General features: G+C 69.9%; 14 protein-coding genes. 3 read left to right on the top strand and 11 right to left on the bottom strand.

The annotated features are described in order from the left end of the window. Nucleotides 1-41: 41 nt before the first annotated feature. The gene (locus tag HUS23_09735; GenBank protein QKT04078.1) at nucleotides 42-2,108 is read right to left on the bottom strand and encodes a TonB-dependent siderophore receptor; all 2,067 of its coding nucleotides are present in this window, start codon (nucleotides 2,106-2,108) and stop codon (nucleotides 42-44) included. A 156-nt stretch (nucleotides 2,109-2,264) separates the two neighbouring features. Here HUS23_09735 and HUS23_09730 point away from each other — a divergent pair, with 156 nt between their 5' ends. After that, nucleotides 2,265-4,391, top strand: a complete 2,127-nt coding sequence (locus HUS23_09730) for a VTT domain-containing protein (protein ID QKT04077.1) — start codon at nucleotides 2,265-2,267, stop codon at nucleotides 4,389-4,391. Between the two features lie 64 nt (nucleotides 4,392-4,455). Further along, nucleotides 4,456-5,178 carry an endonuclease/exonuclease/phosphatase family protein gene (locus tag HUS23_09725; GenBank protein QKT04076.1) on the top strand — a complete coding sequence of 241 codons (723 nt, stop codon included), beginning with the start codon at nucleotides 4,456-4,458 and terminating at the stop codon, nucleotides 5,176-5,178. Nucleotides 5,179-5,199: 21 nt separating this feature from the next. Here the strand turns inward: HUS23_09725 and HUS23_09720 are convergent, their stop codons facing one another. Next, nucleotides 5,200-7,554: a PAS domain-containing protein gene (locus HUS23_09720; GenBank protein ID QKT04075.1), complete on the bottom strand. Its 2,355-nt coding sequence runs from the start codon at nucleotides 7,552-7,554 to the stop codon at nucleotides 5,200-5,202. Nucleotides 7,555-7,608: 54 nt separating this feature from the next. On the opposite strand from HUS23_09720, the gene HUS23_09715 reads away from it, so the two are divergent. Beyond that, nucleotides 7,609-8,490 (top strand): dihydrofolate reductase family protein, encoded by an 882-nt coding sequence (locus HUS23_09715; GenBank protein QKT04074.1) that lies wholly within the window; start codon nucleotides 7,609-7,611, stop codon nucleotides 8,488-8,490. Between the two features lie 10 nt (nucleotides 8,491-8,500). On the opposite strand, the gene HUS23_09710 is transcribed toward HUS23_09715, so the two are convergent. From HUS23_09710 to HUS23_09670, 9 genes are all read right to left on the bottom strand, one after another. After that, nucleotides 8,501-10,588, bottom strand: coding sequence for an EAL domain-containing protein (locus HUS23_09710; GenBank protein QKT04073.1), 2,088 nt, complete (start codon nucleotides 10,586-10,588; stop codon nucleotides 8,501-8,503). Further along, entirely contained in the window at nucleotides 10,589-11,113 is a 525-nt protein-coding gene (locus HUS23_09705) for a transcriptional regulator (GenBank protein QKT04072.1), read from the bottom strand. Between the two features lie 133 nt (nucleotides 11,114-11,246). After that, entirely contained in the window at nucleotides 11,247-11,891 is a 645-nt protein-coding gene (locus HUS23_09700; protein QKT04071.1) for a phosphoribosyltransferase, read from the bottom strand. A gap of 15 nt (nucleotides 11,892-11,906) precedes the next feature. Then, on the bottom strand, nucleotides 11,907-12,605 hold the full coding sequence (locus tag HUS23_09695; protein ID QKT04070.1) for an SDR family oxidoreductase: 699 nt from the start codon (nucleotides 12,603-12,605) through the stop codon (nucleotides 11,907-11,909). Nucleotides 12,606-12,633: 28 nt separating this feature from the next. Further along, nucleotides 12,634-13,035 (bottom strand): DUF2267 domain-containing protein, encoded by a 402-nt coding sequence (locus tag HUS23_09690; GenBank protein QKT04069.1) that lies wholly within the window; start codon nucleotides 13,033-13,035, stop codon nucleotides 12,634-12,636. Between the two features lie 135 nt (nucleotides 13,036-13,170). After that, on the bottom strand, nucleotides 13,171-14,616 hold the full coding sequence (locus tag HUS23_09685) for an FAD-dependent oxidoreductase (GenBank protein ID QKT04068.1): 1,446 nt from the start codon (nucleotides 14,614-14,616) through the stop codon (nucleotides 13,171-13,173). A gap of 82 nt (nucleotides 14,617-14,698) precedes the next feature. Then, a complete protein-coding gene (locus HUS23_09680) occupies nucleotides 14,699-15,844 on the bottom strand; it encodes a polysaccharide pyruvyl transferase family protein (protein QKT04067.1) in 1,146 nt (381 codons plus the stop codon). Nucleotides 15,845-15,918: 74 nt separating this feature from the next. Beyond that, complete coding sequence (locus HUS23_09675; protein QKT04066.1) at nucleotides 15,919-16,530, bottom strand: undecaprenyl diphosphate synthase family protein; 612 nt, start codon at nucleotides 16,528-16,530, stop codon at nucleotides 15,919-15,921. Further along, nucleotides 16,527-18,116 carry an FAD-dependent oxidoreductase gene (locus tag HUS23_09670; protein QKT04065.1) on the bottom strand — a complete coding sequence of 530 codons (1,590 nt, stop codon included), beginning with the start codon at nucleotides 18,114-18,116 and terminating at the stop codon, nucleotides 16,527-16,529. Before HUS23_09670 ends, HUS23_09675 begins: the two co-directional genes overlap by 4 nt. Between the last annotated feature and the right edge of the window lie 131 nt (nucleotides 18,117-18,247).

Raw genomic sequence — 18,247 nt, 5'->3', positions numbered from 1 at the left:
CCGCGGTCAAGCCCCTGAGGGGGACCTGCCAACGGGAGACGCTAGAACCGACTCTCCAGGCCCACCATCACCTGGCGCGCCATACCGGGAAAAATGCCCTGCGGCGCGCGGGAGGCGATGTACTTCTCGTCGAACACATTCTTGACGGTGCCGAACAGGCGCGTGTCGCCGCTCACCTGATACCCGGCGCTGAGGTTCCACACCGTATAGGAGGGAATCAGGCCGCGACGGCCGTCGGCCGTGGGCGCTTCGGTGTTCTCGAAGTCGGCGTACTGCTCGCCGACGTAACTCGCCTGCACCGCGCCGCTCCACGGGCCCTGGGTGTACGACAGGGTCGCGTTGAGCAGGTGCTCGGGCGCATACGGCAGACGGTTACCCTCACGATCCACGCCGCCGATGATGCGCGTACTGGTCAGCTTGGCGTCGGCCACCCAGGTGTAGTTCACGTCGAAGGCCAGGCCGCCGAACAGCGGCAGACCGGCGCTGAGTTCGATGCCCTGGTTGAGCGTCTCACCCGCGTTGGTCAGCTGCGTGGCGGCGGTGCCGCCCGCCTCGCTGGATTGCACCAGCTGGTTGGTGAAGTCGTAGCGGAATGCGGCCACCTCATAACGCACGCGGTCGAGTTGGCCGCGCACGCCGATCTCGTAGTTGGTGCTGCGCTCGGCCTCCAGGTCGGCCGCCTCGCCGTCATTGGCGATGGCGTCCTGTACGCGCGGCGGGGCAAAGCCGCGATGCACGCCGGCGAACACCGTGGTCGCGTCGGCCAGGCGGTAGGTGGTGCCGACACCCGGAATCACCTCCGTGTTGCGGCTGGCCGACGCCGTGTTCTGGTCGATGCCATCCCAGCGGTGAATGGTGCGCCGCTGCTCGTAGGTTTCCACACGCATCCCCGGGGTGACGGCCCAGCGCTCGGTGAGGTTGAAGCGGTTCTGTGCGAACACCGCCGCGGCGTCGGCGCGGCGCACGTCGTCCTCGCGGATGGTGCCCGAGCGCGCGGTGGCGCTCGCGCCGTCCACGCGCTGGTTGTCCAGGGTCTCGGTGTGCAGGCGCACGCCGAGGTCCAGCTCGTTGTCGACACCGAAGGTCTGGTGGGCGACCTCCAGGCGCGTGTCGATGCCGCCGACGCGGAAGTTGCGCAGGCGCCCGGCGTTCTCGTCCTGCAGCTCGTTGTAACCGCTCGCCGCGTCGAAGGCGAAGCTCTGCCGCCACCAGTCGCGGTCGGCCTGGTTGGTGTACACCAGCGTGCGCCAGGTCAGGTGGGGGCTGAGCTGCCACTCGTGGTTCACGTCGAAGCTGTACCGGCGCACGTTGATCCAGTCGTTCTCGGCGCGGTTCTGTAGGTGATTCTCCTCGAACTCGCGCTGCGTGAGCCCCAGGTAGGTCGCCTGCTGATCGCTGTCGTAGTAGGTGAACTTGAAGCCGAGGAACTGATCGGGGCCCATGCCGAAGCCGGATTTGAGTACCAGATCGTTGGTCTCGAACTGGCTGTTCTCGCGCCAGCCATCGCCCTGCTTGCGCAGCAGACTGACACTCGCCGAGGCGTTATCCCAGGTGCCGCCGTAGTCGAGCATCAGGCTGCCGAAGGCGTCGGAGCCGCCACGCAGGGTCACGGCGCCGCCCGGCTCCAGCGACGGGTCCTTGGTGACGTAGTTGATCGCCCCGCCGATGGTGGACGGACCGTAGCGCAGCGAGCCGCTGCCTTTCAGGACCTCGATGCGTTCCATGCGCTCCACGGGGGGGCTGTAGTAGGCGGCGGGATCGGTGTACGGGCCCAGCGCGATCGGCGCGCCGTCCTCGAGCAGCAGCACCTTCTTGCTCATGTCGGGATTCAGCCCGCGCACCCCGATGCGTGGAAACAAGCCGTAGCCGTCCGTCTCCACCACGTTGATGCCCGACACCCGACGCAGCGCATCCTGGGTCGAGACCGGCTGATCGCGCTCCAGGGTCTCCGCCTGGATCACCTGCGCCGAGCCCGGCGTGCGTTCCACGGCTTCGCCGCCGCCGATCACGTCGATACGTGGCAAGGCGCTTTGTGCAAACGCCAAGGACGGCGCGCACAGCAAGGCAATGCTGGCGGCGAGCGTGCGCCGCGGAAAGGACGGACTCATACGAACGCTTACCCCCTGATCGTGAACCTCGATGAACTGGACGCAGATCGTAGTGATAACGATTATCGTTGTCAACACGCTTAACGGTGAGCCAAATTGCGAAGCGTCGCATGGCCGACCATGCTGGTAGGGGATCAAGGAGCAGGAACAGGGTTGATGGACCAACCGATACTCGAGATGGGCCGCAATTGCTGGCGCATCGAACGTGCCGCGCGCGTCACACCGCTGATCGACGCGGACGCCTTCTATCACGCCTTCTGTCAGGCCCTGGAGCGGGCCGAGCGCTCGGTCATGCTGCTGGGCTGGGAGATCAACACCCAGACCGCGCTGCCCTGCACCAGCCGCGGCACGCCCGATACGCCGCTGGCCGAGGTGCTGGCCCAGGCGCTGGCGCAGAATCCCAAGCTGCAGATCCGCATCCTGATGTGGGACTTCGCGCTGATCTACGCCATGGAGCGGGAGCTGCTGGCGGGCTGGCGGCTGTCCTGGCGCGCGCGCCGGCGCCTCACCTACCGGGTGGACAACCGACACCCCTTCGGGGCCTCCCACCACCAGAAGGTGATCGTGATCGACGACAAGGTCGCCTTCTCCGGCGGCCTGGATATCAGCAAATGCCGCTGGGACACGCGCGCGCACCTGGGCCACGATCCGCGGCGCACCGATCCGGCGGGCGTCCACTACCAGCCGTTTCACGACGTGCAGATCATGGTGGACGGCGAGGCCGCGCGTGCCTTGGGGGACCTGGCGCGCGCGCGCTGGGAGAGGGCCACCGGGCAGCGCCTGAAGGCCCCGCGGCGCTTGACCACGGGGGATCCCTGGCCGCCGGACTATCCGCCGTGGTTCGAAGACGTGGAGGTCGCCATCGCCCGTACGCAGGCGGTGTACGGCGGGGACGCGGAGATCCGCGAGGTCGAGCGCCTGTTCAGCGACTCCATTGCCCGCGCCTCCCGCTGGATCTACTTCGAGAACCAGTACTTCACCTCGCGCCTGATCGAACTGGCGCTCACCGAGAGCCTGCAGCGCGAGGACGGGCCCGAAATCGTCATGGTGCTGCCTCGCCACTCGCTCGGCTGGATGGAGCAACACACCATGGACGTGCTGCGCGCGCGGCTGCTGCGGCGCCTGACGCGGGCCGATCGCCACGGTCGGCTGCGGCTCTACCATCCGGTGGTACCGGAGCTCGGCGACCAATGCTTCAAGGTGCACGCCAAGGTCACCATCGTGGACGACCGCCTGGCGCGCATCGGCTCGGCCAACCTCTCCAACCGCTCGATGGGGCTCGACAGCGAATGCGACCTCGCCATCGAGGCGCGGCCCGAACAGGAGGTGCTGCGCGGGCGGATCGCCGACTTGCGCAACGACCTGCTCGCCGAGCACCTCGGCGTCGAGACGGACGAGGTGGCGCGCACCCTGCACCGCGAAGGCTCGCTCATCCAGACCGTGGAGCGCCTGCGCCGCGGCGAGCGCACCCTCGCCCCACTAGACTACGAAGTACCGCCCGACTGGGACCGTGAGGTCCCGGAGGACGACATCGTCGATCCGCACCATCCGCTCGCTCCGGAAGAGGTCACCGCCACCATGCTTCCCCAGGATCAACGTCGCACCGGCAAAAGGCGCGGGCTCGGCTTCGCGCTGCTGATCGCCGGGGTGCTCGCTCTGGCTGCGCTGTGGCGCTGGACACCGCTGGCCGATTACGTGGATTTCGAAGCCATGCAGGCGTGGCTAAGCGCCGTGCAGGGCCATCCGCTCGCGCCGGCGGCGGTCATCGGCGCGTTCGTGGTGCTGGGGGTGGTGGCGGTTCCCCTGACCGCCCTGGTGGCGGTCACCGTGCTGATCTTCGGCCCCTTCCTGGGGTTTACCTACGCGCTCACGGGTTCGCTCGCCTCGGCCTCGGCCGGTTACGCCATCGGCAGTTGGGGCGGCAGCGATTTCGTACGCCGCTTCGCCGGTGCGCGCATTCGCGACCTGAGCGAGAAGCTCGGCCAGCGCGGGATCCTGATGATGATCACCGTGCGTGTGCTGCCGGTGGCGCCGTTCTTGATTATCAACCTGGTGGCCGGCGCCTCGCACATCCGCTTTCGCGATTACCTGATCGGCACCACCATCGGCATGGTGCCGGGGCTGCTGGCGCTCGCGGTGTTCATCGACCGCATCGAGGCCGCGATTCGCGACCCTGGCCTGGGCACGCTGGTGGCCGCCATCGTGGTCGGCGTGCTGGTGGTCGCGGCGCTGCTGCTGGTACGCCGCTGGTTGGGCGGCCAACCCGACAAACAGACCGCCTGAGCGCCGCGCCGCGCGCCACGCGCGCGACTCAAGAACAACACCAACAAACCGGCTGGAGAACTCCATGGCCCGCATCCAGGTCGCCGTGGCGACCTACAACGTCCATCGCTGCATCGGGCGCGACGGCCGGCGCGACCCGGCCCGCGTCGCGCAGGTCATTCGCGAGTTGCGCGCGCCCATCGTGGGCCTGCAGGAAGTGGAGACGGTGTTCAGCGGGGAACCCGACCAGCACCAGCTCAACTTCCTGTCCGAGGCCACCGGCATGGCCGCCATCCCCGGCCCGACCTTCTTCCGTACCGACGGCCACTACGGCAACGTGCTGCTCACTAACGCCGATGTCGCCGACATCCGGCGGCACGACGTGAGCGTGGCACGGCGCGAACCGCGCGGGATCCTGGACGTGGACCTCGAACTCGGCGGCCACCGGCTACGGGTGCTGAACCTGCACCTCGGGCTGTCCTGGCGTGAGCGCGACCGGCAGATCAGCAAGCTCGAGGACCTGGTGCACGAACCCCGTCCCGAGCCGCTGGTGGTCATGGGGGACTTCAACGAGTGGTGGCCGTGGAGCCCGCGCCTGCACCGGCTGCACAAACGCTTCGGGCACCGCACCGACATGCGCACCTTCCCGGCCCGCTGGCCGCTGCTTTCCCTGGACCGCATCTGGGTACGCCCGGCCGCGCTGGTGCGGGGCGCGGAGGTCTGCAAAAGCCGCTTGGCGCGGGTGGCCTCCGACCACCTGCCGCTGCGCGTGGAGCTGTTGGTCGAACCGGCAGCGCGGCGGAGCTAGACGCGCGCCGAAACCGGCAACTCAGGTTTCGGACGTGGAGGTCACGGGCGCCACCGGGCACTGGGCGATCAGCGCCTCGACGCGCTCGAAGGTGCCCGGCTTGAGCAGGTGATGGTCGAAGCCGGCCGCCTTGGCACGCGCAATGTCCTGCGCCTGACCATAGCCGGAGAAGGCCACCAGATACGGCCGCGCGCCATGCTCGGCGCGCAGCCGCGCGGCGACCTCATAGCCGTCCATCTCAGGCAGACCGATGTCGAGGAAGACGATATCCGGCATGCGGCGGCGCACCGCTTCGAGCGCCGCGGGTCCGCCGTCCACCGCGTCGACCGTGTGGCCCGCCTCGCGCAGCAAGGCTGCCAGGGCCTCGCGGATGTCGTCGTTGTCGTCCACCACCAGCACCCGACGCGGCACCTGAACTGCGTTGCGGTCCTCGCCCGCTGCCTCGCGCGCGGCAGCGGCGCCGGTATCGACCAGCACCGGCAGGCGCACGACGAACTCGGCTCCCTTGCCCGCGCCTTCGCTGTGAGCGTCCATGCTACCCCCATGCAGCTCGACCAGCCGACGCGCCAGGGTCAGACCCAGCCCCATCCCGCCGCGCGAGCGGGCCAGGGTGTCCTGCGCCTGGGCGAACAGATCGAACACGCGCGGCAGCATGTCGGGCTCGATGCCGCTACCCTCATCCCGCACGCGCAGCACGGCCGCGCCCTCCTCCCGCGCCAGGGTGACCCAAATGCGTCGCTCAGGCTCGCTGTACTTGGCGGCGTTATTCAGCAGATTGCCAACCACCTGCACCAGCCGCACCGGGTCGGCGTCGGCATACAGTGGCTCGTCGGGCAGCGTAAGGTGTACCCGGTGGGCGTTGCCCTCGATCAGCGGCCGCGCGGTTTCCAGCGCGCGCTCCACCACCTCCCCCAGGGCCACCACCTGACGCTGCAGGGTGACCCGCCCGCGGGTGATGCGCGCCACGTCCAGCAGGTCGTCCACCAGGTGCGCGAGGTGCGCCGTCTGGCGTGTGATCATCTGCGCGGCCCACTCCACGGACGCGGAATCGCGCGCCTTGGCCGACAGCAACTGGGCCGCCGCCGCAATGGGCGCTAGGGGATTGCGCAGTTCATGCGCCAGCATGGCGAGAAACTCATCCTTGCGCCGATCGAGTTCGGCCAGCCGGTCGGCCTGCTCGCGCAGGGCGTGTTCCATCTCGCGCCGGGGCGTGATGTCGATTGCGCTGCCGATGTAGCCGGCGAAGGAGCCGTTGGTGTCGAAGCGCGGAATGCCGTGGTCCAGCACCCAACGGTACACGCCGTCGTGGCGGCACAGCCGATACTCGACCTTGAACGGTGTCCGCGCCTCGAAGGCGCGGCGGTACTCGGCGTCGCAGCGCGCGCGATCCTCGGGATGGACCCCCTGCGTCCAACCGCCCTGCGCCTCGCTTATCGGCGGGCGGCCGGTGAACTCGAGCCACCCCCGATTGAAGTAACTGCGCAGACGGTCCGTGCCCGCCAACCAGATCATCACCGGCGCGGCATCGGCCATCACCCGGAAACGGCGTTCGCTCTCGCGCCGCGCGAGGTCGGCCTCCTTGCGCGCCGTGACGTCCATGCATACCCCGCTCAAACGGAGGGCGTTGCCCTCGGGGTCGCGGGTCACATGCGCCTTGGCCTCCACCCACCGCACCTGCCCGTCGGGCCGCACGATGCGGTACTCCACCTCGTAGTCGCTCAGGCCCCGCCGCGCGCGCTCGATCGCCGCCGTGACCCGCGGCGCATCCTCGGGATGGATGTCGGCCAGCGCATCCGACACCGTGCCGCCGAAGCTGCCGGGCGCGAGCCCATGCGCCTCCTCGAGTTCCGGCGACCACGTCACGCGGCCGGCGTCGATGTCCCACTCCCAGGTACCCACCCCCGCCGCACCCAACGTGGCGCGCACGCGCGCCTCCCGCTCGGCCAGCTCCGCGCGGCGCACCTGTAACTCGCGGCGCGCGCGCCGCTCGACGTTCAGCTCCCGGTTGAGGGCGAAGAATCGGCTCGGCGCACTGGCCGGCGAGGCGCGCAAAAGAATACGCACGTCGCGCGATTCGCCGCCGGCCTGCACCAGGCGGGCCTGCCAGGCCCAGACCTGGCGCTCGGCGCTAAGCCAGGGCAGCGTGACGGGCATCGGCGTCCGCGTCCGCCGCCACCGCTCCAACTGCGGCTCCAAACGCTCGGCGTCGGCCAGCAGGGCATGCAAGCGCCCCCCCGAGCGCAACCGGGCCTCGCCGAAGTACGCCCGCGCCGCGCCGTTGGCGTCGATCAGGATGCCCTGTCCGTCGATGAGCAATACCGGCTCCGGCAGCCAGTCCCCCGCCAGCATAAAGCCGTCGTCACGCGCTAATGTCATTATTCTGACCGCTCCATCACGCACCACCCGCCGGGAGTATGCGTTCCACTACGCTTGCACAAGCAACTTCAGGCCGAGGAGAGCTTCGCCCCCGTGGACGACGTACTGCGCCTCTACCCCTTGCCGAGCGTGACGCGCCCCTTGCGCGGCCTGTATCTCGATCACGCCTTGCACCGCCTGGGCAGCGCGACCCGCCCCTTTGTATACACCAATTTCATCCTCAGCGCGGACGGGCGCATCTACCATCGCGACCCGCACAGCGGGCGCCGCGAGGTCCCGCCCACGCTGGCCAATGCGCGCGACTGGCGCCTGTACCAGGAACTGGCCGCGCAGGCCGACGTGGTACTGACCACGGCGCGTCACCTGCGCGCGGTGGCGGCGGGGCGCCACATCGGCCTGCTCGGGGTGGACGAGGCGCAGCACGTCGACCTGGCCGCCTGGCGGGCGGCGCATGGCCTGCCCCGGCACCCCGCCGTGGCGGTGATCAGCCGGGAACTCGACATCCCGGCCGACGCGCTGCGGGCGCACTATCCGGGCCCGCTCGTGGTGGTCACCGCCCGGGCCGCCGACGCCCGCCGCGCCGGCGCTCTACAGGCCGCAGGTATCCGCGTACTGCGCGCCGGCCGCAAGAACGTGGAGGGGGCCGCTCTGCGGCGGGCCCTGGGCGAGGCCGGATTTCGGCGCATCTACTCCATCGCCGGTGCGCGGGTGCTGCACACCCTGCTGGCGGGGGACAGTGTGGACCGCCTCTACCTCACCCAGGCGCAGGTGCTGATTGGCGGCGAGCGTTTCGGGACGCTGACGACAGGCCCCACCCTGCATCCCGCGCGCGGTTTTCGACTACACGCGCTCTATCTCGACCGCGGCACGCCGGCGGGCGCCGACCAGTTATTCGTCTGTCTCGCGCGGGACGCGCATGCGCCGGCCGCCGACTAGCGCGCGCGGCTCAGGCGTAGTGCGCCCAGGGGGCGGGGCGACCGGTGTGGTAGCCCTGTACGTAGTCCACGCCCACCTCGCGCAGGCAGTCGAGGACGTCCTCGCTCTCCACGAACTCGGCCACCGTGCGTTTGTTGAGGGCGTGGGCGATCTGATTGATGGAGCGCACCATCTGTCGGTCGACGGTATTGGTCACCACGTCACGCACGAACACGCCGTCGATCTTGACGTGATCCACCGGTAAGTACTTGAGATAGGCGAACGACGAGAATCCGGTCCCAAAATCGTCCAGGGCGAAGCCGCAACCCAGGGCCTGCAGGTCCTGGATGAACACGCCGGCCTTGTCCATGTGCGTCACCGCCGCGGTCTCCGTGATCTCGAAGATCAGAGAGCCGGGCGCGACGTCCGACTCCCGCAAGCGCCGCTTGATGAGTTCGAGCAACTCCGGGTCCCCCAGCGAGGTGGCGGACAGGTTCACACTGAAGCGAGCCTCCTCACCGGTGCGGTGCAGGTCGTCCAACAAGCGGAAGGTATTCTCGACGACGTAGCGGTCCACACTCGGCATCAGCCCGTAGCGCTCCGCGGTGGGAAGGAACCGACCCGGCAGCATTAGATGGCCGTCGCGCGACCGCAAGCGCACCAACACCTCGAAGGCGCGCGCCTGCTCGTTCGGGTGCAGCGGCACGATCGGCTGGAAATGTAACTCCAGGCGCTGGTGGGCCAGCGCGTCCTTGATTTCGCTCACCCGGTGTAACTCGCCCAAGCCGTCCATCTGGCCCTCGTCGGCGGGGTCGTAGAGGTGGATGCGGTTGCGGCCGCTGTGCTTGGCCACATAACAGGCGATGTCCACCCGGCGCAGTACCTCGGCGGTGGAGGTGAACGCGGGATCGACCAGCGCGACGCCGATGCTGGCGCCGATGCGAAACCGCCGCTCACGATAGCTGAAGCTGTGTTCGGCCAAGGCTTGCAGCAACAACTTGGCGGCGGCCAGCGCCGCACCGGCATCCACGTCGGCCAACAACAGCCCGAACTCGTCTCCGCCCAGCCGCGCCAGCACGTCGCCGCGGCGCGCCCGGCGCGCGAACAGCTGACCGATCTCCGACAGCACCTCGTCGCCGACCGAGTGCCCCGCGGTGTCGTTGATGGCCTTGAAGCGGTCGAGGTCGATATACAACATGGCGTAGCGTCGCGCCGCGCGCCGTGCCAGATGCAGGGCCTGCTCCACCTGTTGCTCGAAGTAGTAACGGTTGTGCAGGCCGGTGAGCGTATCGTGATGCGCGAGGTACTCGAGTTGGCGCCGCGCAAGGCGCGCGCCGGTGGCATCGCGAAACACCAGCACGGCCCCCAGCAGGGTGCCGTCGGGCGCGCGGATCGGCGCCGCGGAGTCCTCGATGATGTACTCGGACCCGTCCCGCGCGATCAGGGCGGTGTTGTTCGCCAGCCCCACGGTACGTCCCTCGGCAAGGCAGGCCGCGACCGGATTGGGCGCCGGCTTGCGGGTGAACTCGTTGATGATGCTGAACACCTCGGACAGCGGACGCCCGATCGCCTCGGCCGGACTCCACCCGGTGAGTTGCTCGGCGACCGGGTTGACGAAGTCCACGCGGCCCTCGATGTCGGTGGTGATCACCGCGTCGCCGATACTCTCCAGCGTCACGGCCAGCTTGGCGTGGCTGAGGCTCAGCGCCGCGCGGCTGGCGTGCAGCGCGCGCAGGGCGTCGCGCTGCTTCTCGAGCTCACGCGCGAGTTGCAGAAACCGGCCCACGCCCACCAGGCGGCCGGCGCCGCGCAGCAACACCCCGCTGGGCTTCCCCAGCACACCGGGCACCCTTACCGCGGTCCAATTCAGCCCGCGCGCGCCCTGCCCGCGCCACTTGACGGTAGCCGGCATGCTCGCCGCGGCACGAGCCCAGCGACGCACCAGGGCGCGCGTGTGGGAATCTTCATCCTCCACGGCGTCCTCCAGCCGCACGCCCGGCTCCAGGCGCGTGATCCGCCGCGCCGCGGCGTTCAGGTCGAGCACCTTGCCTTCGAGATCGATCAGCACCAGCGGCTCCGGCACGGCGTCCGCCAACCCTATCTGCGCGAGGGCGTCCATTCAGCTTTGGAAATACTCGTCACCCGGCGCCGCAGTCGCTTCGGCGCTGGGTGTGAGGTAGAGCACCACGCGACACTCGGGATCCCGGCGGGCGATGGTCTCGTCCAGCACGACCTTGGCGTACCCGAGGTTCTCGGCCGCGATAGTGCCGAAGACATTGGAGGTCATCATGCACAGCGACTCGCGGTCCTGCACTTCGTCGGCGAACGGGCAGGCGCGATTGCCGAGCACGATCTTCTCGTCGTCTTGGGAGATGATGTAGAAGTCGCCTTTGATACGCCGCTTCAGGTCGACCAGCACCGCCGCCACCTGTTCGCGCTCCAGCCGCGGCAGGGACAGCGCGCGCCGATAGTCGGCGTCCAGCTGCTCGCCCATCTCCTGCCCCACCAGGGTGATGAAACCCCGGGCTTCTTGCAGGCCAACGACGTCCTCGAGCGCCCCCGAGAGGATGCGGATGAGCTGACGCATAAACGCGTCGCGGTTCAACGGCAGGTCTGCCTGGCGTACCAGTTCTTCTGAATCCATGGCCAACTAGCTCCTAAGACGGTGGGTCACGGCCGCCGCCCAGTTAAACGGATCGGCGTTCGCCGGTCAACGGCTGCTGCCGCGGCAGCGCGCCAGGTGTCGGTCGTATGAGTCGAAATAATTTCCGGCGGCGTCACGCACCGTCGCGGGCGCGTTCGAGCAGCTCGCGCACCTCATCGTCGCTGGTCTGGCCGAAGTCGCCATACCACTGCCCGACGCCGTAGAAATGGCGCGGCGTGTGCAGGCAAATCAACTCGTCCGCCTCCTTCGCCAGCACCTCCGCGGTCTCGGGAGGCGCCACCGGGATGGCTGCCACCAAGTGTGCGGGGCCTTGCCCGCGCAGCGCCGCCAGCCCAGCGCGCAAGGTGGCGCCCGTGGCCGCGCCGTCGTCGATGACGATCACCGTGCGGCCGGCCACGTCCAGCGGCGGACGGTCGCCGCGAAATGCCCGCTCCCGGCGCAGCAGCTCGGCCCGTTCGCGCGCCTCGATACGCGCGAGCGCGGCGGGGTCCACCCAACTCGCGACCTCGGGGTTGAGCACGCGCGCCCCGCCGCTGGCGATGGCGCCGACCGCTAACTCCTCCTGTCCCGGCATGCCCAGCTTGCGCACCAACAGCACGTCGAGCGGCGCGTGGAGGCCCTGCGCGACAGGGTAGGCCACCGGCACCCCGCCGCGTGGCAGCGCCAACAGCAGCAGTCCCGGCCGCCCCTGAAGATGGGCGAGCGCGCGCGCGAGCTGAACCCCCGCGGCGGCGCGGTCAGCGAACAGGGCGTTCATCACCCGGCGCCTCCCTCACCATGGGATACGGCTGCCGTCATAGCGCAAGAACACGCCGCTGTCCGCCCACGACAGGCGCTGCAGCAATCGGCGCATGTCGGCCACGGCCTCGGCCGGGGTACGCGGCGCGTCCCAACCGCCCATGCGCGAGCGCACCCACCCCGGATGCACCAACAGCAACTTGATGCCGCGCTCGCGCAGGGCGAATGAGAGCCCCTTCATGGCGGCGTTGAGCGCGCTCTTGCTGGAACGGTAGTAGGGACTATCCGCGCCGGGGATCTCCGCAATGCTGCCCATGTGACTGGTGAGCACCGCGACCACCGCCTCCGTCGCCCGCGCCAACGGCTCGAGCAGCGCCTCAGTCACCCGCACCGGCCCCAACGCGTTCACCGCCAGGGTGTGCAGCCAATCGTCGTAGCGCAGCCCGCCGAGCGCGGCCGGGGCGTACTTCTCCAAGTAGATGCCCGCATTGTTGACCAGCAGGTCCAGCGGCTCGTCCGCCAGCTCCGCCACCACCGCCTGCACGTCCTCGGCACGCGTGACGTCGAGGCGATGCACGCTGACCGCCGGATGCGCCTGGCGCAGGACATGCAGGTCATGGGCTTCCGCCGGACGCCGGCAAGTCGCATGGACCCGCCAGCCCTCCTGCGCCAACTGGCGAGTCCATTCCAGGCCGATGGCGCGGTTACTGCCGGTGACGAGGGCTGTGGGCATGGCGGACAGAGGGGCGATCGCGGGCCGCTCAGGGCGCCGGCCGCCGCGTCCAGCGGTCATCGAACAGGCGGCCGTAGTCGGTCGGCAAGCGCGCGAGGAGCGCACTCCGCTCGGCGGGCCCCACGGCCGCGCGCAGCACCGCAAGCACCGTCTGCGCGTGCTGCTCGGTCTGCGCGCGATCCGCTCCGGCGCGCTCGCAAACGCGCCGCAGGAACTCGTCCGCGCCGAACGCTTCGCCCGGCTCGCCGCTCGGATGCGTCAACAGCTGCGTGATTTCGGACGGCAACTGTCCCGCCAACCCGCAGACCGCGCCGCCGCCCAGCCGATGGGCGAGGGTCTCGAGTGTGGCGCGGGTGACACGCAATGCCTCTTCCCGCGAGGCAAGCCGGCCCCGCCGCTCCACCGCATCGAGAAACTCCTCGAACCGCATGCCGCCTCCTTGCCGCCTGGTTCGGGCGGAGCGTCCATGGGATCACCGCGACGCACAGCCTTGGGCCCAACGCCGGGAATGAACGACGGCGGGCTGAGGCTCATTCTTTACACTCTAGCAACGTGTGAAGCGGCTTCAACGCGCCACCGACGCCCCCTGAGTGCGAACCGCCCCGAGGTTCGCGCCCTGGCGCAGCAGTTCCTCCTGGATCTCGGCCACGTCCGACGCCCGCGGCGTGGTGTCGCCCGCCGCGGCCAGCGCGGCACATACGCCGGCCGCTTGGCCGGTGGCCATGACGATGGGCATGACCCGGTAGGACGAATGCGCCTCGTGGGTGCCGGAGATGCAGCGCCCGGCCACCAGCAGTCCCTCCACGCCCTGCGGCAGCAGGCAGCGCAAGGGGATGTCGTAGGCGTCCCCGGGCGGCACGCGCTTGAGGATGGTGCCGCTGCCGTTGGGGTTGTGGATATCCACCGGGTAGGAGCCGCGCGCGATCACATCGGGGAATTTGCGCGCGCTGAGGACGTCGTCCACGGTGAGCTGATAGTCGCCGCGCACCCGGCGCGCCTCGCGCACCCCGATGTTCACCCCGCTTTGCGCGTTGTAGGCATTCTCGAAGCCGGGCACGCGCTTGCGCAGAAAGTCGACGATCTGGCGCATCTGGCGCCGGGCGAGCCACTCCGCACGGGTCAGGTCCCACACGTCGGTGGAGAACACGCCGGTGACGCGCGTGCTGTTGACGCTCACCTCACGCGGGTGCGGCGTGGCGAAGAACAGGATGTCCTCGCGCGCGAGATCGAGCTCACCCGCCTCGGTGGCGGCGCGCACCAGGTCCCACAGGCCGTGCACGCCGCGCCACTGGGTCGGGTTGTCGCGCAGGTAGTCGCCGAACGCAAGGCGATCGAACTCGATCATGCGGAACATCAGCGTCATGGGCTGGCACAGCCCGTCCTCTTCGCGCCCGATGTCGAAGGGCGCGCCCGCGCGTGCTGCCACGTCGCCGTCGCCGGTGCAGTCCACCACGCAGCGGGCGCGGATCACCACCGGGCCCGACTTGGTCTCGAACACCACCCCCTCCACGTGGCCCTCGGGCGCCACGACCTCCGCCGCCAGGGCGTGCAACAGGAACTCCACCCCCGCCTCGTCGAGCATGTCGAGCACCACGGATTTGAAGACCTCGGGATCGAACGGCACCACATAGCCGGTCGCCAGGGTCGGCGGCACCGCACCGCCCGCGTCGACCAGGCGCTGCTGCAACTCGGCCAACACGCCGGCCACCACCGGGTCGCCGGGGCCGTGGTCGGTAGGCAGCAGCGTCATCTCCTGCGGCTTGTCGACCGGGGGCCGGAAGGTGTGGAAGGACATCAGGGGCATCACCAGCGCGGCGGTGGCATTGCCGCCGAAGAACCCGTAGCGCTCGGCCAGCACCACGCGCGCGCCGGCGCGCGCCGCGCCGATGGCGGCGCCGATGCCGGCCGGACCGCCACCGACCACGAGGACGTCGGCCTCGCCGCCCACCACGGCACGGCGTGGCGGCAGTTGGATGTGCTGCAGGTGTTTGGGGCGCGCTAGTGCAGGCAAAAAGATCGACCTCCCTGTCGGTGGCAAGACGGGCCCCCTTCCTGGGGCCGGAGCCGGATCGCCGCGCCGGGCGCCAGCGGCCTCAGATGCCGGTCGGCGCACGCACCAAGCGCGCGCTTAGCAGCCGGGTCGCCAGCGCATTGCTCTCCAGAGCGCGACGCTGCAGTGCGGGCAGGCTACGCCGGATGCGCGTCTGCAAAGAACGACGTCGATCCCAACTCTGGTCGATGTGCGCCAGCAGGCGGCCCGCGTTCACCAGCTCGAGCGGCGGCATCTCGATCTGCATCTCCTCGAGAAAGCCCTCCACTTTGGAGGCATAGGGGAGCGCGACGAAGGGCACGCCCTGCAGCGCGGCGAAGATGAGGAAATGCAAGCGCATGCCCACCGCCATGTCGAAGCGGCCCATCAAAGTGAGCATCTGCGCGGAGGTGTAGCTGCCCTTGAGCACCGTGGCGCGTTGCGCCCGCAGCATACGCGCCACGACCGCGTGGCACTGCTGGGTATCCTTCATGCCCGGCTCCATCGGCACCAGCACCACGTCGGCATCGAAGCGGTCCACCATGTAGTCGGCCGCATTGGCGAGCAGCCCCTGATAATGCTCCTCGCTGATATCGGGCGCCGCCACGCCGGGCTCGCGCACCGACATGCCGATATAGCGCCGCTGCGGCTCCAGCCCCTCGCGCTCGAGGGCACCCTCGGGCAGCGCTTCGGGCTCCAACAAGAAGGCCGGATCGGCGGTGAGACGCATCTCGCGGTGTACCCCCGCCTCCTCCAGCACGGCGCGGGCACGCAGTTCGCGCACCGTGACCACGGCGGCCGGGATCAGCGCCTCGCGCACAGCCTGCTGTGCCGCCGGGTCGCGCAGCGGACCGGCCCCCACGGCGTAGACCATGACCGGGACCTGGCGTTCATGGGCGAGCAGGGCCTCACGCAGGAACACCTTGGCCTCGGCGTCGAACAGAATCCCGCCGCCACCGACGATCAACAGATCCAGCCGCTCCACCTCCGCCTGCGCCTCGCTGCGCGACAGGCGCCGGGCCGGCACGGCGCGCTCCACCCGATGACGCGCCAGGGTATCTTCGGGGTTGCGCGAAAACACGGTAATCTCCACCGGCAGCGTGCGGCGCAATTGGGTAATGATGCTTTGCAGAATGGCCTCATCGCCCAGGTTGAGGCCGCCGTACGAGCCGCTGATCCCGACCCGGAACATCTGCTGCGCTGCGTTCATGAGAGCTCCCTACCCGGCCAGGCCGGCACGTCCATGTGGGGGGCGCCGGACGGAGCCGGCATCGGGGGCGACCCTCAGCCGCCGAGGGTCTGGTCCTGGTTCTCGAACCAGTCTAGTGCGGCGTGGAACTGCGTGGGACGAAAGTCCGGCCAGTAATCGTCCACCACATAGAAGTCCGCGTACACGGCCTGCACCGGCAGAAAGCCGCTCAACCGCCGACCGCCGCCCCAGCGCACGATGAGGTCCAGGCGCGGCACGTCGCGCGAGCGCAAGTCACCGTTGCGCAACCCGCCGAGGTCCCAGTCCCACCCGTAGTTGACCAGCAGGTTGACCTTGACGTCGCCGGCGCTGCGGCGGCGAAACCGGCGCAGCTCGGGCGGAAACTGCGCGGATGACTCGTCGCCCACCGCCAGCAGGGCCGCACCGCGGCGCTCCAGCTCCAGCGCCAGCTCGACACAGGCGGCGCGAAAGGCCGCCTTCTGAGCGCCGGGCCGCTTGCAGTTGTCCTTGGTGTAGCCGTACACGGACAGCTCCTCGATCCCCAGCGCGCGGCACTGCTCGAACAGCGCGAGGCCCGGGGCGATGCCGGAGGCGTAGCCCCACTCCCGCGCCAGGCCGCGTGCCTGCGCCCAGCGCCGGTTGCCGTCCGGGATCAGCCCCACATGACGCGGCAGGCGGCGCCTCACGGGGTCCGCTCCGCGTCCGCTTCACCCGGGTCCTCGGACGCGCCGCGGCGGCCGCCGCTCGCCGTGCGCGGGCGCAGCCCCTGCACCGCCGGGCCCTCGAGCACCGCGCCGCGCGCGTCGAAGCGCGAACCGTGGCAGGGGCAGTCCCAGCTGCGCTCCAGGCCGTTCCAAGTCACGTAACAACCGAGGTGCGGGCAGACGGGCGACAACACGTGCAGCGCGCCCTGCGCGTCCCGGTAGACCGCGCAGGTCTCCCCCGCCACGCGCATCAACGCTCCGGCGTCCGGCGCCAGCTCCTCCGGGCTGCGCGGCGGCCGGCGCGTCAAGCGTCCTCCGAGCCACTCGCGCGTGGCATCGAGGTTCTCGCGTAGCAAGTCGCGCGCGGCCACACGCGCGTTGACGCGCGTGGCGTCAAACAGCGCCGCCCAGGGATTCGGCCGATCCCGGATCGCGTCGGTGATCATCAGCGCAGCGGCGGTGCCGCCGGTCAGGCCCCAGCCACCGAAGCCGGTGGCCGCGTAGACGTGTTCCCGCGGCCCCAGCCGCCCCACATACGGCACGCCATCGGCGGAATGAAAGTCCTGCGCCCCCCACCAGTGAGTGATGGCCTGTACGGGGAAATGGGCCTCAACGAACCGCGCCAGGCGCTCCAAACGCGCGCGCGGCTCGCCGTGGCCGGTCTTGAAGCCCTCGCCGACCGCAATCAGCGAGACCGTGTCGCCCTCGCGATGAATGCGCAGCGACCAGCCGGGGGACTCGACGGACAAGAACATGCCGCGTGCCTCGTCCGTCATGAGCGCCTCGCTCGCCGCGGGATCCAGGCGCGCGGCCAGCGCAACGTGCCGCCGCGGAAAGGCCTTGAGGAACAAGCCGCCACGCTCGCCGAGCGGCAGGTGGGTGGCAAGCACGATGTCCCCCGCCGTGACCGAGCCGCGCCCCAACACCAGGCGTCCCGGCTGGCCGTCCTCCACCCTCAATACCCGGCTGCGCTCGAACACGTGGCAGCCGCCGCCGGGGATCAGCCGGGCGAGGCCGAGCAGGTACTTACGGGGATGGAATTGCGCCTGCCCGTCGAGGCGCAGTGCCGCGCGGATAGGCACTGGCAGCGGTGCGCCCGGCAGCAGCGTCACGGGCAGCCCCGCACGGCGCGCCGCCGCATGCTCGGCGGTCAGCGCGTCGGCGGCGTCGCCCGCCGGCGCGCACAGGTAGGCGGGCACCCGCTCGAAGTCGCAGGCGATGCCCTCCTCGGCCTGCACACGCTCGATGTGCTGCAGGGCGGTCTGGTTGGCCTCGGCATACAACCAGGCCGCCTCCGGCCCCAGCTTCTGCTCCAGGGGCGCGTACAGCAGGCCGTGCTGAACCGTGACCTTGCCGGTGTTGGCGCCGCTGGTGAGGGCGCCCAGCCGGCCCGCTTCCACCACCGCCACCGTGTAGCCGGCGCGCTTGAGCAGGTAGGCGCAGGTCAGGCCGACCAGGCCCCCGCCCACCACGGCCACGTCCACGTACACGTCGCTCTCCAACGGCGGTAAATCCGGCGGCGGGGCGCGGTCCATCCAGTACGGGCGGGGGGTGGCGTTCCAGTCCATGGTTCACCTGCGTGGGCCGGGGCCGGGATTCGACAGCCACAGCGTGAGTGTCCCTACATTTATAGCCGAGGGCCACCGCGCAGGCGCGCGCGCAGGATCAGCAGGTGCACTGCTAGTATTTTTTTCAGGCA

This window comes from Ectothiorhodospiraceae bacterium 2226 (assembly GCA_013348725.1).
Taxonomy (GTDB): Bacteria; Pseudomonadota; Gammaproteobacteria.
Note: the sequence above shows the minus strand (reverse complement) of the source record. Positions and strands in the feature narration are given on the sequence as shown.

Bases quoted from the DNA above. Each gene is read 5' to 3' on its own strand.
- HUS23_09720 (QKT04075.1), bottom strand. From the start codon at position 7,554: ATGACATTAGCGCGTGACGACGGCTTTATGCTGGCGGGGGACTGGCTG.
- HUS23_09705 (QKT04072.1), bottom strand. From the start codon at position 11,113: ATGGATTCAGAAGAACTGGTACGCCAGGCAGACCTGCCGTTGAACCGC.
- HUS23_09700 (QKT04071.1), bottom strand. From the start codon at position 11,891: ATGAACGCCCTGTTCGCTGACCGCGCCGCCGCGGGGGTTCAGCTCGCG.
- HUS23_09695 (QKT04070.1), bottom strand. From the start codon at position 12,605: ATGCCCACAGCCCTCGTCACCGGCAGTAACCGCGCCATCGGCCTGGAA.
- HUS23_09710 (QKT04073.1), bottom strand. From the start codon at position 10,588: ATGGACGCCCTCGCGCAGATAGGGTTGGCGGACGCCGTGCCGGAGCCG.
- HUS23_09690 (QKT04069.1), bottom strand. From the start codon at position 13,035: ATGCGGTTCGAGGAGTTTCTCGATGCGGTGGAGCGGCGGGGCCGGCTT.
- HUS23_09730 (QKT04077.1), top strand. From the start codon at position 2,265: ATGGACCAACCGATACTCGAGATGGGCCGCAATTGCTGGCGCATCGAA.
- HUS23_09680 (QKT04067.1), bottom strand. From the start codon at position 15,844: ATGAACGCAGCGCAGCAGATGTTCCGGGTCGGGATCAGCGGCTCGTAC.
- HUS23_09725 (QKT04076.1), top strand. From the start codon at position 4,456: ATGGCCCGCATCCAGGTCGCCGTGGCGACCTACAACGTCCATCGCTGC.
- HUS23_09735 (QKT04078.1), bottom strand. From the start codon at position 2,108: ATGAGTCCGTCCTTTCCGCGGCGCACGCTCGCCGCCAGCATTGCCTTG.
- HUS23_09670 (QKT04065.1), bottom strand. From the start codon at position 18,116: ATGGACTGGAACGCCACCCCCCGCCCGTACTGGATGGACCGCGCCCCG.